21 protein-coding genes are annotated in these 24,648 nt (G+C 71.7%); 2 read left to right on the top strand and 19 right to left on the bottom strand.

The window, feature by feature from the left end; all coding sequences use genetic code 11:
• Nucleotides 1-56: 56 nt before the first annotated feature.
• The 6 genes from carB to pyrR all read right to left on the bottom strand — a co-directional run bounded on the left by carB (nt 57) and on the right by pyrR (nt 8,024).
• Nucleotides 57-3,365 carry a carbamoyl-phosphate synthase large subunit gene (gene carB, locus IE94_RS0117640; protein ID WP_030185083.1) on the bottom strand — a complete coding sequence of 1,103 codons (3,309 nt, stop codon included), beginning with the start codon at nt 3,363-3,365 and terminating at the stop codon, nt 57-59.
• Nucleotides 3,358-4,500 carry a glutamine-hydrolyzing carbamoyl-phosphate synthase small subunit gene (gene carA, locus IE94_RS0117635; protein ID WP_030185080.1) on the bottom strand — a complete coding sequence of 381 codons (1,143 nt, stop codon included), beginning with the start codon at nt 4,498-4,500 and terminating at the stop codon, nt 3,358-3,360. Before carA ends, carB begins: the two co-directional genes overlap by 8 nt.
• Nucleotides 4,497-5,072 carry a PH-like domain-containing protein gene (locus tag IE94_RS0117630; protein WP_030185078.1) on the bottom strand — a complete coding sequence of 192 codons (576 nt, stop codon included), beginning with the start codon at nt 5,070-5,072 and terminating at the stop codon, nt 4,497-4,499. Before IE94_RS0117630 ends, carA begins: the two co-directional genes overlap by 4 nt.
• Entirely contained in the window at nt 5,069-6,355 is a 1,287-nt protein-coding gene (locus tag IE94_RS0117625) for a dihydroorotase (protein ID WP_030185076.1), read from the bottom strand. The genes IE94_RS0117630 and IE94_RS0117625 overlap by 4 nt, the downstream gene beginning before the upstream one ends.
• 4 nt (nt 6,356-6,359) lie before the next feature.
• Complete coding sequence (locus IE94_RS0117620) at nt 6,360-7,340, bottom strand: aspartate carbamoyltransferase catalytic subunit (RefSeq protein WP_003977339.1); 981 nt, start codon at nt 7,338-7,340, stop codon at nt 6,360-6,362.
• Nucleotides 7,341-7,454: 114 nt separating this feature from the next.
• Entirely contained in the window at nt 7,455-8,024 is a 570-nt protein-coding gene (gene pyrR / locus IE94_RS0117615; protein ID WP_030185072.1) for a bifunctional pyr operon transcriptional regulator/uracil phosphoribosyltransferase PyrR, read from the bottom strand.
• 296 nt (nt 8,025-8,320) lie between these two features.
• On the opposite strand from pyrR, the gene bldD reads away from it, so the two are divergent.
• Nucleotides 8,321-8,824, top strand: a complete 504-nt coding sequence (gene bldD, locus IE94_RS0117610) for a transcriptional regulator BldD (RefSeq protein WP_007447547.1) — start codon at nt 8,321-8,323, stop codon at nt 8,822-8,824.
• 124 nt (nt 8,825-8,948) lie between these two features.
• Here bldD and nusB read toward each other — a convergent pair whose 3' ends face one another.
• The 13 genes from nusB to IE94_RS0117540 form a co-directional block, all read right to left on the bottom strand.
• A complete protein-coding gene (nusB, locus tag IE94_RS0117605; protein ID WP_030185069.1) occupies nt 8,949-9,377 on the bottom strand; it encodes a transcription antitermination factor NusB in 429 nt (142 codons plus the stop codon).
• 2 nt (nt 9,378-9,379) lie between these two features.
• The gene (gene efp / locus IE94_RS0117600; protein WP_030185065.1) at nt 9,380-9,946 is read right to left on the bottom strand and encodes an elongation factor P; all 567 of its coding nucleotides are present in this window, start codon (nt 9,944-9,946) and stop codon (nt 9,380-9,382) included.
• Between the two features lie 63 nt (nt 9,947-10,009).
• Nucleotides 10,010-11,116: an aminopeptidase P family protein gene (locus tag IE94_RS0117595; RefSeq protein WP_030185062.1), complete on the bottom strand. Its 1,107-nt coding sequence runs from the start codon at nt 11,114-11,116 to the stop codon at nt 10,010-10,012.
• A gap of 164 nt (nt 11,117-11,280) precedes the next feature.
• Nucleotides 11,281-12,192, bottom strand: a complete 912-nt coding sequence (locus tag IE94_RS35750) for a Pro-rich N-terminal domain-containing protein (RefSeq protein ID WP_037922885.1) — start codon at nt 12,190-12,192, stop codon at nt 11,281-11,283.
• A gap of 167 nt (nt 12,193-12,359) precedes the next feature.
• Nucleotides 12,360-13,451, bottom strand: coding sequence for a 3-dehydroquinate synthase (gene aroB, locus IE94_RS0117585; protein WP_030185055.1), 1,092 nt, complete (start codon nt 13,449-13,451; stop codon nt 12,360-12,362).
• Nucleotides 13,448-13,963 (bottom strand): shikimate kinase, encoded by a 516-nt coding sequence (locus tag IE94_RS0117580; RefSeq protein ID WP_030185052.1) that lies wholly within the window; start codon nt 13,961-13,963, stop codon nt 13,448-13,450. The genes aroB and IE94_RS0117580 overlap by 4 nt, the downstream gene beginning before the upstream one ends.
• Entirely contained in the window at nt 13,960-15,144 is a 1,185-nt protein-coding gene (gene aroC / locus IE94_RS0117575) for a chorismate synthase (RefSeq protein ID WP_030185049.1), read from the bottom strand. Before aroC ends, IE94_RS0117580 begins: the two co-directional genes overlap by 4 nt.
• A gap of 440 nt (nt 15,145-15,584) precedes the next feature.
• Nucleotides 15,585-16,424, bottom strand: a complete 840-nt coding sequence (locus IE94_RS0117565) for a shikimate dehydrogenase (protein ID WP_030185044.1) — start codon at nt 16,422-16,424, stop codon at nt 15,585-15,587.
• Nucleotides 16,405-18,153, bottom strand: coding sequence for an endolytic transglycosylase MltG (gene mltG, locus IE94_RS0117560; protein WP_037922882.1), 1,749 nt, complete (start codon nt 18,151-18,153; stop codon nt 16,405-16,407). The genes IE94_RS0117565 and mltG overlap by 20 nt, the downstream gene beginning before the upstream one ends.
• Before the next feature lie 128 nt (nt 18,154-18,281).
• On the bottom strand, nt 18,282-18,746 hold the full coding sequence (gene ruvX, locus IE94_RS0117555) for a Holliday junction resolvase RuvX (protein WP_209441073.1): 465 nt from the start codon (nt 18,744-18,746) through the stop codon (nt 18,282-18,284).
• A 35-nt stretch (nt 18,747-18,781) separates the two neighbouring features.
• A complete protein-coding gene (gene alaS / locus IE94_RS0117550; protein ID WP_030185036.1) occupies nt 18,782-21,454 on the bottom strand; it encodes an alanine--tRNA ligase in 2,673 nt (890 codons plus the stop codon).
• A complete protein-coding gene (locus tag IE94_RS0117545; protein ID WP_030185032.1) occupies nt 21,454-21,810 on the bottom strand; it encodes a hypothetical protein in 357 nt (118 codons plus the stop codon). Before IE94_RS0117545 ends, alaS begins: the two co-directional genes overlap by 1 nt.
• A 7-nt stretch (nt 21,811-21,817) precedes the next feature.
• The gene (locus IE94_RS0117540) at nt 21,818-22,267 is read right to left on the bottom strand and encodes a DUF948 domain-containing protein (RefSeq protein ID WP_076973493.1); all 450 of its coding nucleotides are present in this window, start codon (nt 22,265-22,267) and stop codon (nt 21,818-21,820) included.
• Nucleotides 22,268-22,432: 165 nt separating this feature from the next.
• Between IE94_RS0117540 and IE94_RS0117535 the strand changes: the two genes are divergently transcribed.
• The gene (locus tag IE94_RS0117535) at nt 22,433-24,622 is read left to right on the top strand and encodes an ATP-binding protein (protein ID WP_030185026.1); all 2,190 of its coding nucleotides are present in this window, start codon (nt 22,433-22,435) and stop codon (nt 24,620-24,622) included.
• Nucleotides 24,623-24,648 lie beyond the last annotated feature (26 nt).

Genomic DNA, 24,648 nt, shown 5'->3' with positions numbered 1-24,648 from the left:
CCTCATGAAGCCTCATGAAGAGGGGGACACCGTTTCCGGTGTCCCCCTCGGGGCTGCTAGTCGCGGGCCGCGGTCAGGAACTCGGCGTGTTCCTGGAGTGAGCGCACTCCCACGTCGCCGTGGTTGAGGGCGTCGATGCCCTGCACCGCCGCCGCCAGCGCCTGGACCGTCGTCAGGCAGGGCACGGAGCGGGCCACGGCCGCCGTACGGATGTCGTAGCCGTCGAGGCGGCCGCCGGTGCCGTACGGGGTGTTGACGATGAGGTCGACCTCGCCGTCGTGGATGAGCTGGACGATGGTCTTCTCGCCGTTCGGGCCGGTGCCCTCGGACTGCTTGCGCACCACGGTGGCGTTGATGCCGTTGCGCCTGAGCACCTCGGCGGTGCCGGAGGTGGCCATCAGCTCGAAGCCGTGGGCGACCAGTTCGCGGGCCGGGAAGATCATCGAGCGCTTGTCGCGGTTGGCGACCGAGATGAAGGCGCGGCCCTTGGTCGGCAGCGGCCCGTAGGCACCCGCCTGCGACTTGGCGTAGGCCGTGCCGAAGACGGAGTCGATGCCCATGACCTCGCCGGTGGAACGCATCTCCGGGCCGAGGACGGTGTCGACGCCGCGGCCGTGGATGTCCCGGAAGCGGGACCACGGCATCACGGCCTCCTTGACGGAGATCGGCGCGTCCAGCGGCAGCTCGCCGCCGTCGCCGTTGGCCGGCAGCAGGCCCTCGGCGCGCAGTTCGGCGATGGTGGCGCCCAGAGAGATGCGGGCGGCGGCCTTGGCCAGCGGCACCGCGGTCGCCTTCGAGGTGAAGGGGACGGTGCGCGAGGCGCGCGGGTTGGCCTCCAGGACGTAGAGGATGTCCCCGGCCAGCGCGAACTGGATGTTGATCAGGCCGCGCACGCCGACGCCCTTGGCGATGCCCTCGGTGGAGGCGCGCAGCCGCTTGATGTCGAAGCCGCCGAGCGTGATCGGGGGCAGGGCGCACGCCGAGTCGCCGGAGTGGATGCCGGCCTCCTCGATGTGCTCCATGACGCCTCCGAGGTACAGCTCCTCGCCGTCGTACAGGGCGTCGACGTCGATCTCGATCGCGTCGTCCAGGAAGCGGTCGACCAGGACCGGCCGGGACGGGCTGATCTCGGTCGACTCGGCGATGTACGCCTCCAGCCGGGTCTCGTCGTAGACGATCTCCATGCCGCGTCCGCCGAGGACGTAGGAGGGCCGCACCAGCACCGGGTAGCCGATCTCGTCGGCGATGGCCTTGGCCTCGGTGAAGGTGGTGGCGGTGCCGTGCTTGGGGGCCGGGAGCCCGGCCTGCGCGAGGACCCGCCCGAAGGCGCCGCGGTCCTCGGCGGCGTGGATGGCCTCGGGCGAGGTGCCGACGACCGGCACGCCGTTGTCCTTGAGCGCCTGAGCCAGGCCCAGCGGGGTCTGGCCGCCGAGCTGGACGATCACGCCCGCGACCGGTCCGGTCTGCTGCTCCGCGTGGACGATCTCCAGGACGTCCTCCAGGGTGAGCGGCTCGAAGTACAGCCGGTCGGAGGTGTCGTAGTCGGTGGAGACGGTCTCGGGGTTGCAGTTGACCATCACGGTCTCGTACCCGGCGTCGGACAGCGCGAAGGAGGCGTGGACGCAGGAGTAGTCGAACTCGATGCCCTGCCCGATGCGGTTCGGGCCGGAGCCCAGGATGATCACGGCGGGCTTCTCGCGCGGCGCGACCTCGCTCTCCTCGTCGTAGGAGGAGTAGAAGTACGGCGTCTTGGCGGCGAACTCGGCGGCGCAGGTGTCGACCGTCTTGTAGACCGGGCGGATGCCCAGCGCGTGCCGCACCTCCCGGACGACGTCCTCGCGCAGGCCGCGGATCTCGCCCACCTGCTGGTCGGAGAAGCCGTGCCGCTTGGCCTCGGCGAGCAGGTCGGCGGTCAGCTCGGGCGCGGCGGCCAGCTCGTCGGCGATCTCCTTGATCAGGAAGAGCTGGTCGACGAACCAGGGGTCGATCTTGGTGTACTCGAAGACCTCCTCGGGCGTGGCGCCCGCGCGGATGGCCTGCATGACGGCGTTGACACGGCCGTCGGTGGGCCGCACGGCCTCCCTCAGCAGCTCCAGCTTGTCGCCCGCCTCGCCGACGAAGGTGAACTGGCTGCCCTTCTTCTCCAGCGAGCGCAGCGCCTTCTGGAAGGCCTCGGTGAAGTTGCGGCCGATGGCCATGGCCTCGCCGACCGACTTCATGGTGGTGGTGAGGGTGGAGTCGGCGCTCGGGAACTTCTCGAAGGCGAAGCGCGGGGCCTTGACGACCACGTAGTCGAGGGTCGGCTCGAAGGAGGCCGGGGTCTCCTGCGTGATGTCGTTCGGGATCTCGTCGAGGGTGTAGCCGACGGCGAGCTTCGCGGCGATCTTGGCGATGGGGAAGCCGGTCGCCTTGGAGGCGAGGGCCGAGGAGCGGGACACGCGCGGGTTCATCTCGATGACGATCACGCGACCGTCCTCGGGGTTCACCGCGAACTGGATGTTGCAGCCGCCGGTGTCGACGCCGACCTCGCGGATGATCGCGATGCCGACGTCGCGCAGGGTCTGGTACTCGCGATCGGTCAGCGTCATCGCGGGCGCGACGGTGATCGAGTCGCCGGTGTGGACGCCCATGGGGTCGAAGTTCTCGATGGAGCAGACGACCACGACGTTGTCGTTCTTGTCGCGCATCAGCTCCAGCTCGTACTCCTTCCAGCCGAGGATGGACTCCTCCAGGAGCACCTCGGTGGTGGGCGAGAGGGTGAGGCCCTGGCCGGCGATGCGGCGCAGCTCCTCCTCGTCGTGGGCGAAGCCGGAGCCGGCGCCGCCCATGGTGAAGGAGGGGCGGACGACGACGGGGTAGCCGCCGAGCGCGTCGACGCCCTTGAGGACGTCGTCCATGGAGTGGCAGATGTGGGACCGGGCGGACTCGCCGTGGCCGATCTTCCTGCGGACCTCCTCGACGACCTCCTTGAACAGGTCGCGGTCCTCGCCCTTGTTGATGGCCTCGACGTTGGCGCCGATCAGTTCGACGCCGTACTTCTCCAGGACGCCGTTGCCGTGCAGGGAGATGGCGGTGTTGAGGGCCGTCTGACCGCCCAGGGTGGGCAGGAGCGCGTCGGGCCGCTCCTTGGCGATGATCTTCTCGACGAACTCCGGGGTGATCGGCTCGACGTAGGTGGCGTCGGCGATCTCCGGGTCGGTCATGATCGTCGCGGGGTTGGAGTTGACCAGGACGACGCGCAGGCCCTCGGCCTTGAGCACGCGGCACGCCTGGGTCCCGGAGTAGTCGAACTCGGCGGCCTGGCCGATGACGATCGGGCCGGAGCCGATGACCAGGACGGACTGGATATCGGTGCGCTTAGGCACGCTGGCCCTCCATGAGCTTCACGAAGCGGTCGAACAGGTAGGCGGCGTCGTGCGGGCCGGCCGCCGCTTCGGGGTGGTACTGGACGCTGAAGGCCGGCCGGTCGAGGAGCTGGAGCCCCTCCACCACGTTGTCGTTGAGGCAGACGTGGGAGACCTCGGCGCGGCCGTAGGGGGTGTCGGAGACCTGGTCGAGCGGGGCGTCGACGGCGAATCCGTGGTTGTGCGCGGTGACCTCGACCTTGCCGGTCGTACGGTCCTGCACGGGCTGGTTGATGCCCCGGTGGCCGTACTTCAGCTTGAAGGTGCCGAAGCCGAGCGCGCGGCCCAGGATCTGGTTGCCGAAGCAGATGCCGAAGAGCGGGGTGCCGCGCTCCAGGACGCCCTGCATGACCGAGACCGGGTGGTCGGCGGTGGCGGGGTCGCCGGGGCCGTTGGAGAAGAACACGCCGTCCGGCTCGACGGCGTAGACCTCGTCGACGGTGGCCGTGGCGGGCAGGACGTGCACCTCGATGCCGCGCTCGGCCATCCGGTGCGGGGTCATGCCCTTGATGCCGAGGTCGACGGCGGCGACGGTGAACTTCTTCTCGCCGATCGCCGGGACGACGTACGCCTCGGTGGTGGCGACCTCGGCGGAGAGGTCGGCGCCGCTCATCTCGGGGGCCTGGCGGACCTCGGCGAGCATGGTGCCCTCGTCGGGCAGCGCCTGGCCGGAGAAGATGCCGACGCGCATGGCGCCGCGCTCGCGCAGGTGGCGGGTGAGGGCGCGGGTGTCGATGCCGGAGATGCCGACGACGCCCTGGGCGGTCAGTTCCTCGTCGAGGGAGCGCGTCGAGCGCCAGTTGGAAGGCACGCGCGCGGGGTCGCGCACGACGTAGCCGGAGACCCAGATCTTCCTGGACTCCATGTCCTCGTCGTTGATCCCGGTGTTCCCGACGTGCGGGGCGGTCATCACGACGACCTGTCGGTGGTAGGACGGGTCGGTGAGGGTCTCCTGGTAGCCGGTCATGCCGGTGGAGAACACGGCTTCGCCGAAGGTGGCCCCCACGGCCCCGTAGGCGCGGCCGCGGAAGATCCGGCCGTCCTCCAGGACGAGTACGGCGGGAGTCCGGTGGGCTCCCCTGCTGGAGGTCGTCATCGTGCGCCTTCCGTTTCCGTCTTGTTGATCATGTCGTTCAGGGTGTCGACCCACTCGTTGTGCTCGGCCGCGTGGTCGGAGCGGAAGCCGGAGTCGATCAGCTTGTCGCCGTGGGCCCAGGTGACGACCAGCAGGCCGCCCTCGGTGAGGACCTTGCCGGCGATGCCCTTGTCCAGCCGGGCCTCGCGCAGCGCGGCGACGGGGACGAAGAAGTCGGCGGCGCCGGGGCGTACGACGTCCAGTCCCGCGTCGGTCAGGGTCAGCTCGACCCGGCTGCGGGTGCCCAGGCCGTGCGCGACGATGCGGTCCAGCCACTGACCGGCGGTGGTGGAACCGTGGTAGCGGCCGCTCAGCACCAGTCTCGCCGTGCCCGGCTCGTCCGGCGCGCCGGGCAGCTCGGGGAGGTCGCCCTGGAGCGTGCCGCGCCACTTCCAGCCCTCGCGCATCAGCCAGTAGACGAGCGCCACGAAGAGGCCCAGGCCGACGACCCAGCCGACGCGGGCGGCCCAGTCGGTCACTTCCGCCGATTCCTTCTCGGCGGCCAGCAGGATTACCGGTGCTACAGATGTCACGTGAGCTTCCCGTCGACGAGCGTGGCCTTGCCCCGCAGCCACGTGTGCGTCACACGGCCCGGCAGCTCACGCCCCTCGTAGGGGGTGTTGCGACTGCGCGAGGCGAAGCCCGCGGGGTCCACCTGGCCACGGTATGCCGCATCGACCAGGGTGAGGTTGGCGGGCTCACCAGCCGAGACGGGACGGCCGTGTCCGGTGGCCTGTCCGATCTGCGCGGGCTTGAAGGACATCCGGTCGGCGACGCCGGCCCAGTCCAGCAGGCCCGTGTCCACCATGGTCGCCTGCACCACCGACAGCGCGGTCTCCAGGCCCACCATCCCCATGGCGGCGGCGGCCCACTCGCAGTCCTTGTCCTCGTGCGGGTGCGGGGCGTGGTCGGTGGCGACGATGTCGATCGTGCCGTCGGCGAGTGCCTCGCGCAGGGCCATGACGTCGCGCTCGGTGCGCAGCGGCGGGTTGACCTTGAAGACCGGGTCGTACGACCGGACCAGCTCGTCGGTGAGGAGGAGGTGGTGCGGGGTGACCTCGGCGGTGACGTCGATCCCGCGGGACTTGGCCCAGCGGACGATCTCGACGGACCCGGCGGTCGACAGGTGGCAGATGTGGACGCGGGAGCCGACGTGCTCGGCGAGCAGCACGTCCCGGGCGACGATCGACTCCTCGGCGACGGCGGGCCAGCCGCCGAGGCCCAGCTCGGCGGAGACGACGCCCTCGTTCATCTGGGCGCCCTCGGTCAGCCGGGGCTCCTGGGCGTGCTGGGCGACGACGCCGCCGAAGGCCTTCACGTACTCCAGGGCACGGCGCATGATCACGGCGTCGTGGACGCACTTGCCGTCGTCGGAGAAGACGGTGACACCGGCCGCGGACTCGTGCATGGCCCCCAGCTCGGCGAGCTTGGCGCCCTCCAGGCCGACGGTGACGGCGCCGATGGGCTGCACGTCGCAGTAGCCGGACTCCTGGCCGAGCCGCCAGACCTGCTCGACGACACCGGCGGTGTCGGCGACCGGGAAGGTGTTGGCCATGGCGAAGACGTTGGTGTAGCCGCCGCTCGCCGCCGCGCGGGTGCCGGTCAGGACCGTCTCGGAGTCCTCGCGGCCGGGCTCGCGCAGGTGGGTGTGCAGGTCGACCAGGCCGGGCAGCAGCACCTTGCCGTCGGCCTCGACGACCTCCGCGCCCTCGGCGGACAGGTTCCGGCCGACCGCCTCGACGACGGCGCCGTCGATCAGGACGTCCTGCGGCTCGCCGCCGAGCACCTTCGCACCGCGGATCAGGGTCTTGCTCATGTTCTTACTTCTCCTCGGTGGGGCGGGCGTGGGACACGGCGGGCTCGTTGCCGCCGAGCAGCAGGTACAGGACGGCCATCCGGATGGAGACGCCGTTGGTGACCTGCTCGACGACCGTGCAGCGGTCGGAGTCGGCGACCTCGGCGGTGATCTCCATGCCGCGCACCATCGGGCCGGGGTGCATCACGATGGCGTGGTCGGGCATCTTCGCCATGCGGTCGCCGTCGAGGCCGTAGCGGCGGGAGTACTCGCGCTCGGTGGGGAAGAACGCGGCGTTCATCCGCTCCCGCTGCACGCGCAGCAGCATCACCGCGTCGGACTTGGGCAGCGTGGAGTCGAGGTCGTAGGAGACCTCGCAGGGCCAGGTCTCGACGCCGACCGGCAGCAGGGTCGGCGGGGCGACGAGGGTGACCTCGGCGCCGAGGGTGTGCAGCAGGTCGACGTTGGAGCGGGCGACGCGGCTGTGCAGGATGTCGCCGACGAGGGTGATCCGGCGGCCGTCCAGGTCCTTGCCGAGCCCGGCGTCGCGGCCGACCAGGCGGCGGCGCATGGTGAAGGCGTCGAGCAGCGCCTGGGTGGGGTGCTGGTGGGTGCCGTCCCCGGCGTTGACCACGGCGGCGTCGATCCAGCCGGAGGTGGCCAGGCGGTAGGGGGCGCCGGACGCGCTGTGCCGGATGACGACGGCGTCGACGCCCATCGCCTCCAGGGTCTGGGCGGTGTCCTTGAGGGACTCGCCCTTGGAGACGCTGGAGCCCTTGGCGGTGAAGTTGATGACGTCCGCGGACAGCCGCTTCTCGGCGGCCTCGAAGGAGATCCGGGTCCGGGTGGAGTCCTCGAAGAAGAGGTTCACGACGGTACGGCCGCGCAGGGTGGGCAGTTTCTTGATCGGCCGGTCCGCGACCCGGGCCATCTCCTCGGCGGTGTCGAGGATGAGGACGGCGTCGTCGCGGGTGAGGTCGGCGGCCGAGATGAGATGACGCTGCATCTGTCAGGCTCCGTAGGGCGAGTCATGCGGAAGAGCGGGCTAATTCGGGCGGCCGGGCGCGTACGGGGGCGCGCCGAGCACGCGCACGGCACGGCTGGGCGCGTACGCGGGGTGCTAGGGGTGGGCGCCCGGGGCGGCCGGCTTGGCACCGAGCAGGACGGTGTCGCGACCGTCCTCCTCGGCGAGCTGGACCTTGACCGTCTCCCGCAGCGACGTCGGGAGGTTCTTGCCGACGTAGTCGGCGCGGATGGGCAGTTCCCGGTGGCCGCGGTCGACGAGGACGGCGAGCTGCACCGCGCGCGGGCGCCCGATGTCGTTCAGCGCGTCGAGGGCGGCGCGGATGGTGCGGCCGGAGAAGAGCACGTCGTCGACGAGGACGACGAGGCGGCCGTCGATGCCGTCGCCGGGGATCTCGGTGCGGGCCAGGGCACGCGGCGGGTGCATGCGCAGGTCGTCGCGGTACATGGTGATGTCGAGCGAGCCGACCGGCATCTTGCGCTCGGTGATCTGCTCCAGCTTGTCGGCGAGCCGCCGGGCGAGGAAGACGCCGCGGGTCGGGATGCCGAGGAGCACCACGTCGTCGGCGCCCTTGGCGCGTTCGACGATCTCGTGGGCGATGCGGGTCAGCACCCGCGCGATGTCGGGCCCCTCGAGGACGGGCCGGGCATTCTGCTGCTTGTCCATACGAAACGGACCCCCTTCTCCGCCTCACGGGACGGACTTTAAAGGACGTCGGATATGCGCCACCTACAGTAGCAGGCCCACAGAACCTCCCCGGCGGCCCCCCCGGACACTCCCCTGTCACCCTTCTGCCGCACATCGATCACCCGTCCGGAGTAACGAAGGGCGGTTACCACGGAAGAGTCGGTGCGGACCATTCGGCTTGACGCGGCAGAGTAACGCTGCGTAACCTCACAGTGAGTTACCAGCCGCGCGGCGGACAACAGGCAGCCGCGTCGACACCTTGTCCGGGGAGCCATATGTCCAGCGAATACGCCAAACAGCTCGGGGCCAAGCTCCGGGCCATCCGCACCCAGCAGGGCCTTTCCCTCCATGGTGTCGAGGAGAAGTCCCAGGGCCGCTGGAAGGCCGTCGTGGTCGGCTCGTACGAGCGCGGCGACCGTGCCGTGACCGTGCAGCGCCTCGCCGAGCTGGCGGACTTCTACGGCGTTCCCGTGCAGGAGCTGCTGCCGGGCACCACCCCGGGCGGCGCCGCCGAGCCGCCGCCGAAGCTGGTCCTGGACCTGGAGCGGCTGGCCACCGTGCCGGCCGAGAAGGCGGGCCCGCTCCAGCGGTACGCGGCCACGATCCAGTCGCAGCGCGGTGACTACAACGGCAAGGTGCTCTCGATCCGCCAGGACGACCTGCGCACTCTCGCCGTCATCTACGACCAGTCGCCCTCGGTCCTCACCGAGCAGCTGATCAGCTGGGGCGTCCTGGACGCGGACGCGCGCCGCGCGGTGGCGTCCCACGAGGAGCTCTGAGCTCCACCACCCCAGCAGAAACGTGCCGCCGGGGTGGCCGGAACCGTTCGTTCGGTCCCGGCCACCCCGGCGGTTTCTGCACTGCGTGCGGGCAACGCCGTCAGGGCGCGCAGAACCCTCGGAGCTACTCGCGGCGCAGCGAGGGCTTCAGGTCCTTCAGTCGTCCGAGCAGGCCGTTGATGAACGCGGGCGACTCGTCCGTGGAGAACTCCTTCGCCAGCTGCACCATCTCGTCCAGGACGACGGCGTCCGGGGTCCCGTCGACCCAGAGCAGCTCGTACGCGCCCAGGCGCAGGATGTTGCGGTCGACGACCGGCATCCGGTCGAGCGTCCAGTCGACCGAGTACTGCGCGATCAGCTCGTCGATGCGCTTCGCGCGCTCGGCGTAGCCCTCGACCAGCTCCATCGTGTACTCGCTCACCGGCGGCTGCCGGGTGTCGGACCGGGAGTGCCGGACCCAGTCGGCGAGCACCGTCAGGACGTCGGCGCCGCGCTGATCGCCCTCGAAGAGGATCTGGAAGGCGCGTTTGCGGGCCGTGTTGCGAGCAGCCACGGTTAGCTGTTCACCCGGCCGAGGTAGTCGCTCGTACGGGTGTCGACCTTGATCTTCTCACCGGTGGTGATGAAGAGCGGGACGTTGATCTGGTGACCGGTCTCCAGGACGGCGGGCTTGGTGCCGCCGGTGGAGCGGTCGCCCTGGACGCCGGGCTCGGTCTCCTGGACGGTCAGCTCGACGGCGGCCGGCAGCTCGACGAAGAGCACCTCGCCCTCGTGCTGCGCGACGGTGGCCTCGAAGCCCTCGATGAGGAAGTTCGCGGCGTCGCCGACGACCTTGCGGTCGATCATCAGCTGGTCATACGTCTCCATGTCCATGAAGACGAAGTAGTCGCCGTCCATGTACGAGAACTGCATGTCACGCTTGTCGACAGTGGCCGTCTCGACCTTGACGCCGGCGTTGAAGGTCTTGTCGACCACCTTGCCGGAAAGCACGTTCTTGAGCTTGGTGCGCACGAAGGCCGGGCCCTTGCCGGGCTTGACGTGCTGGAACTCGACGACGGACCAGAGCTGGCCGCCTTCGAGCTTGAGCACCAGGCCGTTCTTGAGGTCGTTCGTGGAAGCCACGGTTGCGGAATCTCCTGGACTGGACTGACGTGGACGACCCGGGAGCGTACGCACAGCGCGAGGCTAGAGCGCGAGCAGCTCCTTGGTCGTGATGGTGAGTAGCTCGGGTCCGCCGTCCGCCTCGGGGCGCACGACGAGCGTGTCATCGATCCGGACCCCGCCCCGGCCCGGGAGGTGGACCCCCGGTTCGACGGTGACCGGCACACAAGCGTCCAGTTTACCCATGGCCGCGGGGGCCAACTGAGGGTCCTCGTCGATTTCGAGTCCGACACCGTGTCCGGTGAGGGCCGGGAGGTTCTCCGCGTACCCCGCCGAGTCCAGTGCCTGGCGGGTCGCGCGGTCCACATCACGGCAGGCGGCGCCGGGTACGAGGGCCTCGCGTCCGGCCCGCTGGGCGGCGAAGACGAGGTCGTACAGCTCGATCTGCCAGTCGGCCGGCGAGGTGCCGATGACGAACGTGCGGCCGATCTCGCAGCGGTAACCGCGGTACGTCGCGCCCAGGCACACGGAGAGGAAGTCGCCCTCCTCCACCCGGCGGTCGGTGGGCCGGTGACCGCGGCGTCCCGAGTTCGGTCCGGTGCCGACGGAGGTGGGGAAGGCGGGGCCGTCCGCGCCGTGGTCGACGAGGCGGCGTTCCAGCTCCAGGGCGAGGTGCCGCTCGGTGCGGCCGACCAGGATGGACTCCAGGAGCTCGCCGAGGGCCTGATCGGCGATCTCGGCGCCGATGCGCAGGCAGGAGATCTCCTCCTCGTCCTTGACCACCCTCAGCTGCTCGACGGCCTGCCCGAGGTCGGTCAGGCGCAGCGTCGGCGCGACCGAGCGCATGGCACGGTGCCGGCCCACGGTGAGGTGGTGGTCCTCCGTGGCGAGGGACTCGGTGCCCTGGTCGACGGCGAGGCCGGTGGCCGTGACGGCCGGATCACCGCCGGGGCCGGGCAGGGTGCGGACCTGGAGCGACTCGTCGGGCCGGCCTTCGGTCGGCCGGTCGTCGGGCGGGCCCGAGCAGACCAGCAGGTCCTCGGTCCTGCCGAGGAGCAGCACGGCGCCGTGCGGGGCGGCGCCCGCGAGATAGCGCACGTTGGCGGGCCGGGAGACGAGCGCCGCCGCGCTGCCGCCCGCGTTGCAGCGTTCCCGTAGGCGCGTCCGGCGGGCCGCGTAGACCTCTGACATGAGCCGAGCGTATGGCTCCGCCGGTTGGTGTGCCGCTTGGGTGGGCCGAGTGGGCGGGGCCCGGGGACGCGGGGTGCGCCGACTGGGGTGGGTCTTCTTGTCGTATGGCGCCTGACAGGCCGGTGGGGGCTTGTCGCGCAGTTCCCCGCGCCCCTGCGGGGCGCTTACCAGGCCGGGGGGCTTGCTATCGAGCGGGAGAGGACCTCGTCGAGGAGGTGGGCGGTCTCCGGGACGTCCAGTTGGGAGTTGTCGATGATGGGGAGGCCGGAGCCGTACCAGCCGGCCATGCGGCCGTGGATGCGGGCGACCTCCTCGTCGGTGAGGCGTCGGTTGCCGCTGCGTTCGGCGTTGCGCTCCAGGACGATGTCCAGGCCCGGCAGGAGGACGACGGGGAGCAGGCCGGGGCCGACGTGCCGCTTCCAGCCGCCGAGGCCGACGACCGGGCGGTCCGGGAAGACCGCGTCGTCGAGGATGCAGGAGATGCCGTTGGCGAGGAAGTTGCGCGCGGAGAAGCCGCAGGTGCGGCGGGCGAGGCGGTACTGAGCCTCCGAGTGCTCGTTCCACCCGGTCTGGGGGTCGGCGAAGCCGGAGCGGACCCATTCGCGGACGTCGTCGAGGCTGATGTGCGCGGTCGGGACCCGTCGGTGGTCCGCCCAGTACTTGGCCACGCTGGTCTTGCCCGCGCCCGCGGGGCCGATGAGCAGCACCGCGAGGGTGGTCGTGGTGGGGTCGGGCGCGGCGGCGGTGGCGGGCGGCACGCTGGGCACGGCGACCGGGCCGCCGGGCGGCAGCGGCACATGCCCGGTGGTGTCCGGCACGGGCGGGGCGGAGGCGGGCGGGGCGGGAGCCGGCCGATGATGTGCCGGCGCGGGGGGCGGCTGGTGCGGGGCCGGGCCGGGACCCGGGTGCGGGACCGGGGCCTGCCGCGGTGCCGTGGGGTATCCCGGCGCGGCGGGCGGTACGGGGGCGGGTCCCTGGGGCGGGCCAGGGTGGTGTGCGGCCGGGGACCAGCCGAGGGCCGGTCCCTGCCCCGGCTGGTGGGGCGGCGGCAGCGGAGAACCCACTGGGTGCTGCATCCGGTGCCACTCCGTCTCGTACAGGCGATGGGCGCTGACGGCGGGAAGGGTGCCCGCCGTCCTGCCACCGAACGGTACCGCCCCCGGCCGTCGTTTGGTGAACGGCCGGGGGCGGCCCGAAGTGCCCGTCCCGCACGGTGAATCGGGCGGAACGGCGCACCGGGGTACTACTCGCCCACCTCGCCGTAGGCGGCGAGGAGGACGGCCGGGTCGGGGCCCTCCAGCACGGTGGGCTTGGCGAGGCCGTCCAGGACGATGAAGCGCAGCAGGTCGCCGCGGGACTTCTTGTCGACCTTCATGTTCTCGACCAGCTTGGGCCACTGGTCGTAGCGGTAGTGCAACGGCAGCCCGACCGCTTCGAGGATGCTGCGGTGGCGGTCCGCGGTGGCGTCGTCCAGGCGGCCCGCGAGGCGGCCGAGTTCGGCGGCGAAGTGCATGCCGACCGATACGGCGGCGCCGTGGCGCCACTTGTAGCGCTCGTTCTTCTCGATGGCGTGGCCGAGGGTGTGGCCGTAGTTGAGGATCTCCCTGCGGCCCGCTTCCTTGAGGTCGGACGAGACGACCTCGGCCTTGACCTCGATGGAACGCACGATCAGCTCGGCGGTGTGCGGTCCGGCCGGGGTGCGCGCGGCCTGCGGGTCGGACTCGATCAGGTCCAGGATCACCGGGTCGGCGATGAAGCCGGCCTTGATGACCTCGGCCAGCCCGGAGACGTAGTCGTTGACCGCCAGCGAGTCCAGGGCGGCCAGGTCGCACAGGACACCGGCGGGCGGGTGGAAGGAGCCGACCAGGTTCTTGCCCTCGGCGGTGTTGATGCCGGTCTTGCCGCCCACGGCCGCGTCCACCATGGCCAGCACGGTGGTGGGGACCGCGATCCAGCGCACCCCGCGCAGCCAGGTCGCGGCCACGAAGCCGGCCAGGTCGGTGCTGGCACCGCCGCCGACCCCGACGATGACATCGGTCCGCGTGAACCCGGACTGGCCGAGCGCCTTCCAGCAGTAGGCGGCGACCTCCGCGGTCTTGGCCTCCTCCGCGTTGGGCACCTGGATGGCGATCGCCTCGTAGCCCTGTTCGGCGAGGTCGGCGCGCAGGGCGTCACCGGTCTCGGCGAGCGCCTCGGGGTGGATCACCGCGACCCGCTTCGCCCTGTCTCCGATCAGCCCGCCCAGCTCACCCAGGAGCTGACGGCCCACCAGGACCTCGTAGGGATCGGACCCGGCGGTGCCGCCGACCTGGATCCGGGTGACTGCCTCGCTCATGTCTCTTTCAACTCCAGTGCGTCCAGGGCGGCTCGGGTGACTTCGTCCGGCGTGCGGCCGTCCGTGGCGACGACGACCGTGGCGACCTCCTCGTAGAGGTGCCGACGGGCCTCCATCAGTTCGCGCCACTGCTTGCGCGGGTTGACCGCCAGCAGCGGACGCGCGACGTTGAGGCCGGTGCGCCGGACCGCCTCCTCGACGTCCATCGAGAGGTAGACGACCCGCTGTCCGGCGAGCAGCGCGCGGGTCTCGGCATCCAGGATCGCGCCGCCGCCGAGGGCGAGGACGCCGTCGTGCTCGCCGAGCGCGCTGCGCACGGCCTCCTTCTCCTGGGCCCGGAAGGCCGCCTCGCCCTCGTCCACGAAGATCTCGGCGATGGTCCGCCCGCGGGCGGCGACGATGTCCTCGTCCGTGTCCCGGTATCCCGTGCCCAGCCGCTCGGCGAGCAGCTGCCCGACGGTGGACTTGCCGACCCCCATCGGGCCGACCAGGACGATCAGTGGTGCGCTCATCGGATGGCCAGGTTGTCGAGGTAGGACCGCACGTTGCGGCGGGTCTCGGTCACGCTGTCGCCGCCGAACTTCTCCGCCACGGCGTCGGCGAGGACCAGGGCCACCATGGCCTCGGCGACGATCCCGGCGGCGGGCACGGCGGACACGTCGGAGCGCTGGTGGTGGGCCTGCGCGGCCTCGCCGGTGGTCACGTCCACGGTCTTCAGGGCGCGCGGCACGGTCGCGATCGGCTTCATCGCGGCGCGCACCCGCAGCAGCTCACCGGTGGTGAGGCCGCCCTCGGTACCGCCGGAGCGGCCGGAGACCCGGCGGATGCCCTCCGGCGTGCCGACGATCTCGTCGTGGGCCTGCGACCCGGGCACGCGGGCCAGCTCGAAGCCGTCGCCGATCTCGACGCCCTTGATCGCCTGGATGCCCATGAGGGCACCCGCGAGGCGCGCGTCGAGCTTGCGGTCCCAGTGGACGTGCGAGCCGAGGCCCACCGGCACACCGTAGGCGAGGATCTCGACGACACCGCCGAGGGTGTCACCGTCCTTGTGGGCCTGGTCGATCTCGGCGACCATCGCCTTCGACGCGTCCGCGTCCAGGCAGCGCACCGGGTCGGCGTCCAGCCTCTCCACGTCGGCCGGCGTCGGGTACACACCGCGCGGTGCCTTCGCCGCGGCCAGCTCGACGACATGGCTGACGATCTCGACGCCGGTCGTCTCCTTCAGGTACGACCGGGCCACCGCGCCCAGCGCGACACGGGCCGCCGTCTCCCGGGCGGAGGCGCGCTCCAGGATCGGCCGGGCCTCGTCGAAGCCGTACTTCTGCATGCCGGCGAGGTCCGCGTGACCGGGGCGCGGCCGGGTCAGCGGGGCATTGCGCGCGAGGCCGGCCAGCACCTCCGGGTCCACCGGGTCGGCCGCCATGACCTGCTCCCACTTGGGCCACTCGGTGTTGCCGACCATGACGGCGACCGGGGAGCCCATGGTCAGACCGTGCCGGACGCCTCCGAGGAAGGTGACCTCGTCGCGCTCGAACTTCATCCGCGCACCGCGACCGTAGCCGAGCCGCCGCCTCGCCAGGTGGTCCGCCACCATCTCGGTGGTGATCGGCACGCCGGCGGGCAGTCCCTCCAGCGTCGCGACGAGTGCGGGACCGTGGGACTCCCCCGCGGTCAGCCAGCGCAACCTGCTCAACGGTGCTCCTCAGTGCTCGCGCCCCGGTATGCCCCGCGTACGCGTCTTCTCCGCGTACGGGACGGTCCGACCGGGTGCGCGGCCCCGGTCCGCCGCCTCCGATCCTCCCACGTTCGGCCGCCCGACCCGGTCGGCGGTCCATTTGACGGACGCGAGGACGGACGCGCGGACGGACGCGCCGACGCGACGCGCACGCCGACCCGGGCGGCGTCGGGCGGATCGGTCGCCCCGCCGCCGAGGCGGAGCCGGGGCGAACGCACCGAGGAAGTCCCGCGCCGCGCTCCCTCGGCCGCGGCGGCGCCGAGGGTCCGAGGTGATCGGCGCCGGTGCCTGCCCGTGCCGCGCCTCGACCACCCGGCTCGCGACGACGGCGAGCACGATCGGGGCGAGCACCGTGATCCGCACCCCTCCCGCTCGCCCCTGCGGAACCGGGAGGGGACCTAACGATCCGCGAGCGCGCGCTCCCCCGCTTTTCGCATGGCGGCCAGCGGCGCGGGAGACCGGCCGGTCATCTGCTCCACCTGGAGCACCGCCTGGTGGAGCAGCAGGTCGAGCCCGCTGACGACGGCACCGCCGTACGTCGACCAGCGGGCGGCGAGCGCGGTGGGCCAGGGGTCGTAGAGCACGTCGAAGAGGGTCGTCGGCCGCTCGGGGACCGCGGCGGCGAGGGCGTCGGTGGCGCCGGCCGGCGTGGTGGCCACGACCAGCGGGGCGCGCAGGGCCTCCTCGGCGTCCGTCCAGTCCGCGATGCGCACGTCGACATCCAGCCGCTGGGCCCAGCCCCGCATCTCGTCGGCGCGGGCCGCGCTGCGCACGTAGACGGCGATCTCGCCGGTGCAGATCCGGGACAGCGCGGCGAGCGCGGAGGAGGCGGTGGCGCCGGCGCCGAGGACCGCGGCGGTCTCGGTCTTCTCGATGCCGTGCTCACGCAGGGCGGCGACGATGCCGGGGATGTCGGTGTTGTCACCGGTCCTGCGGCCGTCCTCGGTGAGGACGACGGTGTTCACCGCGTCCACCGAGGCCGCGGTCTCGCTGACCGAGTCGAGCAGCGGGATCACGGCGCGCTTGAGCGGCATGGTCAGCGAAAGACCCGCCCACTCGGGCCCCAGCCCCTCGACGAAAGCCGGCAGCGCCGCCTCGTCGACGTCGAAGCGGTCGTAGGTCCAGTTCGCGAGGCCCAGCTCCGCGTAGGCGGCGCGGTGCAGCACCGGGGAGAGGGAGTGGGCGATCGGGGAGCCGAGTACGGCGGCCCGGCGCCGGTCAGTCGCGGGAGCTGGCATCGAACTTGTCCTTCAGCTTCAGGAACTCGGCGTGGGTCTTGGCGAACTCGGTCTTCTGCACGCCGTCGGTCGCCACGAAGTAGATCCAGCCGTCCTCGGTGGGGTTGAGCGCCGCTTGCAGGGCCTCTTCGCCGGGGTTGCCGATGGGTCCGGGCGGCAGGCCCCGGTGGTAGTAGGTGTTGTACGGGTCCGGGTTGGTCTGGATCTCGGACACGCTGATGTGGATCTTGCTCTGGCGCATCAGGTAGTTGAACGTCGAGTCGAACTGGAGCTTCTGGTTCGTCTCGGTGTTGGAGGACTTGAGCCGGTTGTAGATGACCTCGGACATCTTGCGGAAGTCGTCGTGGGTCTTGCCCTCCGCCTGCAGGAGGCTCGCCACGGTGAGCAACTGCCACGGCCCCTCCAGGCCGAGGCCCTCCGCCTTCTCCTCCAGGCCGATCTTCTCGTACTGCTCGTTGGCGCGCGCCACCATCTGCTTCAGCACGTCCTCGGGCTTCTGCCCCTTGGCCGCCGAGTAGCTGGACGGATAGAGGAACCCCTCCAGCGGGTCCTTCACGTCCTTGTGGTTCAGCGCCCAGTCGGGCAGGCCGAGGTCCTTGTAGTCGGACTTGGCGACCTCGGCGGTGGTGCCGCTCTTCACTCCGAGGCGCTTGTCGATGAGCTTGTAGACGTCGGCGTTGCGCTTGCCCTCGGCGATGATCAGGTTGCTGCGGCTCTTCGGACTGAGCAGGAGTTCGACCGCGCTGTCGGCCGACATCTCCTTCTGCAGCGTGTACACGCCGTCCTGGATGCTCTTGCCGCGGGGGTTGCTCTGCTGGGCGGCGATGAAGGCGTCGACGCTCTTCACCACGCCCTGCCGCTTGAGTTCCTGGCCGATCGTGGAGCCGCCCGCCCCCTTGGGGATGGTGACGGTCACCTGCTCGCCGTTGCCGTCGCCCGCGAAGTCCGGGGCCGTGCCGAAACGATCCTGGTAAAACTGGTAACCGAAATAGCCGACACCCGCCACGCCGCCGCCGAGCACCAGGCAGACCACCAGGCAGGCGCATCCGCTGCGGCGTTTCTTGGGCTTGCCGCCGCCCCGGGACCTGCGGTCCTGGGGAGCCTCGCGGCCGTCGTCCGCCGCCTCGTCCTCACCGTCCCCGCCTGCGAAGAAGGCGTGCTCGCCCTCGTCCGGCCCGGGGTCCCAGTCGGTGCGCTGCGGCTCGGGCTCGGCGCGCCGGCGGGTGGGCGGCTCCGGCGGCGGGTACGCCTCGGGCGTGCCGTAGAAGTCGGGCTGCTCGGCGCCGTAGCCGCCGGTCTGCTGTCCGTAGGGGTCGGACGGGTCGGCCGGGTACTGCGCCTGCGGCTGTGCCCCGCTGCCCCAGCCACCGTTGTCGTAACCCTGCTGGGGCTGGGGCTGGGCCTGGGGCGCGTACTGCTGGTCGTACTGCTGTCCGCCGTACGGGTGCTGGTCGTACTGCTGCTGACCGTACTGGTCGTACTGCGGCTCGGGGTGCTGACGGCCGTACTGGTCGTACTGCGGCTGGCCGCCGCCGTACGACGACTGGCCTCCGTTGCTCCAGTCGCCGTAACCCTGCTGCGCCTGCTGCTCCGGATACTGCTGCGGCTGGCCGCCGTAGGGGGACTGCTGACCCGCGTGGGCCTGCTGTCCGCCCCATCCGCCGTCCCCGTACAACGGGTCCTCCGGATGCCACGGTTCGGAGCCTGGGCCCCGGCCATACTCAGTCATCGATCCCCTAGAGCCGCGAGGCGACGGGGACCGGGGCCCTTGCCGAAGGGCCCGCTTCCGTTCCGCCTCTTGCTGTGCGGTGGCTGTTCGAATGCCTCCGCATCGCGCGGAACGTTACCGTACCGCGATCAGATGACCACTTCGACGCCCTCGCCGGGTGGCCTGCCTGACACCCGTTCGGATTCCAGTGCCTGCTGGAGGATGATCACGGCGGCGGCCTGGTCGATGACGGACCGGCCCTTCTTCGACTTCACTCCCGAGGCGCGCAGCCCCTGGCTGGCGGTGACCGTCGTCATGCGTTCGTCCACCAGCCGGACCGGGACCGGCGCGATGCCCTTGGCCAGCTCCTGCGCGAAGCGCCTGACCTTGGCCGCGGCCGGGCCCTCGCCCCCCTTGAGGGAGCGCGGGAGACCGACGACGACCTCGACGGGCTCGTACTCCGCGACCAGTTGCCCCAGGCGCCGGTGCGCGGCCGGGACGTCGCGGCCGGGGACGGTCTCCACCGGAGTGGCGAGGATCCCGTCGGGGTCGCAGGACGCCACCCCGATACGGGCGTCACCGACGTCGACGGCCAGGCGGCGGCCGCGGCGCATCACCGGGCCGTCCGCCTGTCCCTTCTCGGGCGTGCTCACTTGGCGGTGTCCGCCACGAGGCGCTCGACGGCGTCAACGGCGTCACCGATGGCGGCCGGGTTCTGGCCACCGCCCTGGGCGACGTCCGGCTTGCCGCCACCGCCGCCGCCGAGGGTCTTGGCGGCGGTGCGGACCAGGTCACCGGCCTTGAGGCCGCGCTCGCGGGCCGCCTCGTTGGTGGCGATGACGGTGAGGGGCTTGCCGTTCACCGTGGTGAACAGCGCCACGACGGCGGCCCGGCCGCCCTGGATGCGGCCGCGCACGTCGAGGACCAGCTTGCGCAGGTCGTCGGCGGTGGTGCCGTCCGGGACCTGCCCGGTCACCAGGGCCACGCCGCGCACGTCCTTGGCGGAGTCGGCGAGACCGCCGGCGGCCTGGAGGACCTTCTCGGCGCGGAACTTCTCGATCTCCTTCTCGGCGTCCTTGAGCTTGCCGAGCATCGCCGAGACCTTCTCCGGCAGCTCCTCCGGGCGGCCCTTGATCAGCTCCTGGAGCTGGGCGACGACCGTGTGCTCGCGGGCGAGGAAGTTGTAGGCGTCCACGCCCACCAGGGCCTCGATGCGGCGCACGCCCGAGCCGATGGACGACTCGCCGAGCAGCTTGACCAGGCCGAGCTGGGCGGTGTTGTGCACGTGGGTGCCGCCGCACAGCTCCTTGGAGAAGTCGCCGATGGTCACGACGCGCACGCGCTCGCCGTACTTCTCGCCGAACTCGGCGATGGCGCCCTGCTTCTTGGCCTCGTCGATGCCCATGACGTCGGCGCGCACGTCGAGGTCGCGGGCGAGCACCTCGTTGATCTTCTGTTCGACGTCGGTCATCACGGCCGTCGGCACGGCGGACGGCGAGCCGAAGTCGAAGCGGAAGCGGCCGGGCTGGTTCTCGGAACCGGCCTGGGCGGCCGTCGGGCCGAGGGCGTCGCGCAGCGCCTGGTGGGTGAGGTGGGTCGCCGAGTGGGCGCGGGCGATGGCCTTGCGGCGGCGGTCGTCGATGGAGGCCTGGGCCTTGGAACCGACGGTGACCTCGCCGACCTGGACGACGCCCTTGTGCACGTACACGCCCGGGACCGGCTTCTGGCAGTCGCGGATCTCGATCACGGCGCCGGTGTCGACCCGGATCCGGCCGGTGTCGCCGATCTGGCCGCCGCCCTCGGCGTAGAACGGGGTGCGGTCCAGGACGATCTCGACCTCGTCGCCCTCGGTGGCGGCCGGGGAGGACGCTCCGTCGACGAGGATGCCGACGATCGTGGACTCGCTCTCGGTGTCCGTGTAGCCGACGAAGTCGGTGGCGCCGGCCTTGTCGGCGATCTCCCGGTAGGCACCGGCACCGGCGTGGCCGGTCTTCTTGGCCTGGGCGTCGGCCTTGGCGCGCTCCCGCTGCTCCTTCATCAGGCGCCGGAACCCGTCCTCGTCCACGGACAGCCCCTGCTCGGCGGCCATCTCCAGGGTGAGGTCGATCGGGAAGCCCCAGGTGTCGTGGAGCAGGAACGCCTTGTCACCGGCGAGGACCGAGCCACCGGCGGCCTTGGTGTCGCTGACGGCGGTGTCGAGGATGTTGGTGCCGGCCTTCAGCGTCTTCAGGAAGGCGTTCTCCTCGGCGAGGGCGACCTTCTCGATCCGCTCGCGGTCGGTAATCAGCTCGGGGTACTGCTGCCCCATCATGCCGATCACGACGTCGATCAGGTCCTTGACGACGGGACCGGTGGCCCCGAGCAGGCGCATGTTGCGGATGGCGCGGCGCATGATGCGGCGCAGCACGTAGCCGCGGCCCTCGTTGCCGGGGGTGACGCCGTCGCCGATGAGCATCACGGAGGTGCGCATGTGGTCGGTGACCACGCGCAGGGAGACGTCCGAGGCCTGGGCGTCGCCGTAGGCCACACCGGTCAGTTCGGTGGCCTTCTTGATGACGGCCATGGAGGTGTCGATCTCGTACATGTTCTGCACGCCCTGCAGGATCATCGCGAGGCGTTCCAGGCCGAGACCGGTGTCGATGTTCTTGCTCGGCAGCTCGCCGAGGATCTCGAAGTCCTCCTTGCCGATGCCCTCGCCCCGCTCGTACTGCATGAAGACGAGGTTCCAGATCTCCACGTACCGCTCGTCGTTGACGGCGGGGCCGCCCTCGACGCCGAACTCGGGGCCGCGGTCGTAGTTGATCTCGGAGCAGGGGCCGCAGGGGCCGGGGACGCCCATGGACCAGTAGTTGTCCTTCTTGCCGAGGCGCTGGATGCGCTCGGAGGGGACGCCCACGACGTCGTGCCAGATGCGCTCGGCCTCGTCGTCGTCCTGGTAGACGGTGATCCACAGGCGCTCGGGGTCGAGGCCGTAACCGCCCTTGTCCTGGGGGCTGGTGAGCAGCTCCCAGGCGTACTTGACGGCGCCTTCCTTGAAGTAGTCGCCGAAGGAGAAGTTGCCGCACATCTGGAAGAACGTGCCGTGGCGGGTGGTCTTGCCGACCTCTTCGATGTCCGGCGTGCGCACGCACTTCTGGACGCTGGTCGCCCGGTCGAAGGGCGGCTTGACCTCTCCCAGGAAGTAGGGCTTGAAGGGCACCATGCCGGCCGGGACGAGGAGCAGAGTCGGGTCGTCCGCGATGAGCGACGCCGAAGGGACGACGGTGTGACCGCGCTCCTCGAAGAAGCTCAACCAGCGGCGACGAATCTCGGCCGACTCCATCAGTGGTCCTCATTCCGGTTGTACGAGTACGTCGCGTGGTCGTCGACGACGTACTTCGGGTCCTTGCTGTTCTCGATGGCGGTGTGGTGCCTCAGGGCGGGCAGTTCACGGTCGACGGGGGCGTTCAGGCCCAGCGCGTCGTCCAGTTCGGCCTCCCGCTGGGCCATGTTGTCGCGGACGTCGAGCGCGAAGCCCACCGCGCGGTCCCTGACCCGGGTGCCCACGTCCAGCGCCTTGTTCGCCGCGGTCGCGGCGAGGCTGTCGGGGGTGAGCTGCTTGAGCTTCCGGTTGACCTTGGTGGTGGCCCACACACCGGCGGCCACGCCGGTGCCGAACCAGAACGTACGGCGGAACATCGCTCGGTCAGCCCTTCTTCCGCTTCGTCCGCCGCGCGGCCGGGAGCGTGCGGCCCACGATCACGGTACGCCGCGCCTGGGCGGCGGGGGCGGACATGTCCTCCTTGCGACCGCCGAGTGCCCGGCGCACGCCGTACCCGAACGCCGCGACCTTGACCAGCGGGCCGCCGAAGGTGGAGGCCACGGTGGTGGAGAGCGCGGAGGCGTTCGAGGTGACCTCCTGGACGTCGGAGGCGATCGCGTCGACCCGGTCGATCTGGGTCTGCGCGCTGCGCACCGCCGCGGAGGCGTCGGCCAGCAGCGGGACGGCCTGGTCGGTCACGTCCGCCACGAGCTTGGTGGTCGTCCTGAGCGTCTGGGCCAGCCTCGCCAGTGCGACGGCGAGGAAGGAGACCAGGATCGCCCAGAAGACGGCCACCAGGATCCCGGCCACCTCGCCACCGGACACTGTGTGCACCCGCTCCCTTGAAGACGTGATCGGACATCGGGAAAGTCGTGCACCGAGCCTATCGCGCCGGGCGCGCGGCTCCGTACCGGATTCCCCGTCGCGCGCGGCGCGGTGCGGTGGAGTTCGGCGCACCGATTGTACGGAGTGAATACGGTTCAGTACGCTCCGTGTTTCATGCGAGACCATCGGCGCGACGGCATCCCGAACGGCAACCTCCCGCTGGAGCTCGACACGTTCGTGGGCAGGGGGGCGCAACTGGCGGAGCTGGCCCGGACGCTGGACTCGGCCCGGCTGGTGACCGTCACCGGCACCGGTGGCGTCGGCAAGTCCCGGCTGGCAGCGCGGGCGGCCGCGCGCCGCTCGCCCCGGGACGGGGTGTGGCGGGTGCAACTCGCGCCGGTGCGGGACGAGGAGTTCGTCGACTACGCGGTCGTGGAGGCGCTGGGTCTGACCGACCACACGACCCGGCTCCCGCGCGAGACGCTGCTCGCGCACCTGGCCGAGCGGGAGCTGCTGCTGCTCCTGGACGGCGTCGAGCACCTGGTGGACGCCTGCGCGGCGCTGGTCAGCGACCTGCTCGCCCGTGCCCCGGGGCTGCGGGTGCTGGCGGCGGGGCGCAGACCGCTGGGCGTGGCCGGGGAGCGGCTCTTTGCGCTGGCGCCGCTGGGCACGGAGGAGGCGATGGAGCTGCTGACGGTCCGGGCCGGGCAGCGGAGCGTCACCTGCGGCTACGCCGCCGACCCGGACGCCGACCAGCGGGAGGTGCGCGAGCTGTGCCGGCGCCTGGACGGCATCCCGCTGGCGATCGAGCTGGCGGCGGGGCGCCTGGGCGCGCTGTCGCCGGGGCAGGTGCTGCGGCGCCTCGACGACCGGTTCCGGCTGCTGACGGGCGGGGACCGCACCGCGCTGCCCCGGCACCGGACGCTGCGCACGGCCATCGGCTGGAGCCACGAGCTGTGCACCCCGCCGGAACGGCTGCTGTGGGCGCGGCTCTCGGTGTTCGCCGGGCCCTTCGACCTGGACGCCGCCGAGTACGTGTGCAGCGGGGACGGACTGCCGGCCGACGACGTGCTCGACGTGCTCTCCGCGCTGCTCGCGCAGTCCGTGCTGACCCGCGAGGAGTCCCCGGCCGGGGTGCGCTACCGGATGCTCGACACGGTACGGGCGTACGGCGCCGACTGGCTGGAGGCCACCGGCGACGCGGTCCGGCTGCGGCGGCGGCACCGGGACTGGTACGTCGGCCTGGCCACCTGGTGCGAGCTGGAGTGGTTCTCGCCGCGCCAGGGCGAGGTCGCGGCGCGGGTGGACGCCGAGCTGCCGAATCTGCGCGGCGCCCTGGAGCACTGCCTGGACGAGCCGGACGGCGCCCACCTGGGCCAGTACCTGGCGGGCGCCCTGTGGTTCCACTGGGTCGGCTGCGGTCGGCTGGCGGAGGGGCGGCACTGGCTGGAGCAGGCGGTGCGGCTGGACGCAGAGCCGACGGCGGGCGAGCAGTCCCGGCTGAAGGCGCTGTGGGTGCTCGCCTACGTGGCGATCCTCCAGGGCGACACGGTGGCCGCGCTGGCGGCGCTCCAGGAGTGCCGCCAGGAGGCGGAGCGCTCGGCGAACCCCACGGCGGTGGCCTACGCGGAGCACCGCACCGGCTGTCTGGCGCTGGTGGCCGACGACATGCCGCGCGCGGAGCGGCTGTTGCGCTCCGCGCTGCACCGCTACCGGGAGATCGGCGAGCTCAACAGCAATGTGCTGATGGGCCAGGTGGAGCTGGCGATGACCCGGGCGTTCCAGGGCGACCTGCCGGACGCGGTGCGCCTGTGCGAGGACGTGCGCCATGTGTGCGAGGACCACGGGGAGCGCTGGGCGCGGGGGTACGCCCTGTACGTGCTGGCCTACGCGGCCTGGAGCGAGGGCGAGCCGGTGCGCGCCCGCGAGTTGCTGGCCGACTGCCTGGGCAGTGCGCACCGCTTCCGCGACCAGCTGGGCTCGGTGCTGGCGGTGGAGCTGCTCGCCCTGGTCACGGTGGCGGAGGGCGACGCGGCGGAGGCGGCGGTGTTGCAGGGCGCGGCGGATCGCATGTGGCCGTCGGTGGGGCTGCCGCTGTTCGGCTCGGCGTACTACAACGCCCCCCACGAGCTGTGCGAGGCGGCGTCGAGGGACCGGCTCGGCGATGAGCGGTACGAGGAGTGCGTGCGGCACGGTACGCGGCTCGGGCGGCGGGAGGCGGTGGCGCGGGCGCTGCGCCGGCCCGGGGTGCCCGTCTCGCTGCCGGCGCCGCGCCCGACCGCCGGGGGGCGGGCCGCGGCGGGCGCCCGGACGGCGAAGCCCGCCGCCTCGCCCACCCGGAAGGGCGGGGAGACGGCGGGCTGAGGTACCGCGGGTGGTACTGCGCCGGG

Source organism: Streptomyces violaceorubidus (assembly GCF_000717995.1).
In the GTDB taxonomy this organism is placed as follows: Bacteria; Actinomycetota; Actinomycetes; order Streptomycetales; family Streptomycetaceae; genus Streptomyces; species Streptomyces violaceorubidus.
This window is presented reverse-complemented; position numbering and strand designations above follow the sequence as displayed.

What these genes read in the sequence shown, in the direction of transcription:
- bldD (WP_007447547.1), top strand. Translation starts at nt 8,321, where the DNA reads ATGTCCAGCGAATACGCCAAACAGCTCGGGGCCAAGCTCCGGGCCATC.
- IE94_RS35750 (WP_037922885.1), bottom strand. Translation starts at nt 12,192, where the DNA reads ATGCAGCACCCAGTGGGTTCTCCGCTGCCGCCGCCCCACCAGCCGGGG.
- alaS (WP_030185036.1), bottom strand. Translation starts at nt 21,454, where the DNA reads ATGGAGTCGGCCGAGATTCGTCGCCGCTGGTTGAGCTTCTTCGAGGAG.
- IE94_RS0117535 (WP_030185026.1), top strand. Translation starts at nt 22,433, where the DNA reads ATGCGAGACCATCGGCGCGACGGCATCCCGAACGGCAACCTCCCGCTG.
- carA (WP_030185080.1), bottom strand. Translation starts at nt 4,500, where the DNA reads ATGACGACCTCCAGCAGGGGAGCCCACCGGACTCCCGCCGTACTCGTC.
- aroB (WP_030185055.1), bottom strand. Translation starts at nt 13,451, where the DNA reads ATGAGCGAGGCAGTCACCCGGATCCAGGTCGGCGGCACCGCCGGGTCC.
- ruvX (WP_209441073.1), bottom strand. Translation starts at nt 18,746, where the DNA reads ATGCGCCGCGGCCGCCGCCTGGCCGTCGACGTCGGTGACGCCCGTATC.
- IE94_RS0117545 (WP_030185032.1), bottom strand. Translation starts at nt 21,810, where the DNA reads ATGTTCCGCCGTACGTTCTGGTTCGGCACCGGCGTGGCCGCCGGTGTG.
- IE94_RS0117625 (WP_030185076.1), bottom strand. Translation starts at nt 6,355, where the DNA reads ATGAGCAAGACCCTGATCCGCGGTGCGAAGGTGCTCGGCGGCGAGCCG.
- IE94_RS0117595 (WP_030185062.1), bottom strand. Translation starts at nt 11,116, where the DNA reads ATGTCAGAGGTCTACGCGGCCCGCCGGACGCGCCTACGGGAACGCTGC.
- IE94_RS0117580 (WP_030185052.1), bottom strand. Translation starts at nt 13,963, where the DNA reads ATGAGCGCACCACTGATCGTCCTGGTCGGCCCGATGGGGGTCGGCAAG.
- IE94_RS0117620 (WP_003977339.1), bottom strand. Translation starts at nt 7,340, where the DNA reads ATGCAGCGTCATCTCATCTCGGCCGCCGACCTCACCCGCGACGACGCC.
- pyrR (WP_030185072.1), bottom strand. Translation starts at nt 8,024, where the DNA reads ATGGACAAGCAGCAGAATGCCCGGCCCGTCCTCGAGGGGCCCGACATC.
- mltG (WP_037922882.1), bottom strand. Translation starts at nt 18,153, where the DNA reads ATGACTGAGTATGGCCGGGGCCCAGGCTCCGAACCGTGGCATCCGGAG.
- IE94_RS0117565 (WP_030185044.1), bottom strand. Translation starts at nt 16,424, where the DNA reads ATGCCAGCTCCCGCGACTGACCGGCGCCGGGCCGCCGTACTCGGCTCC.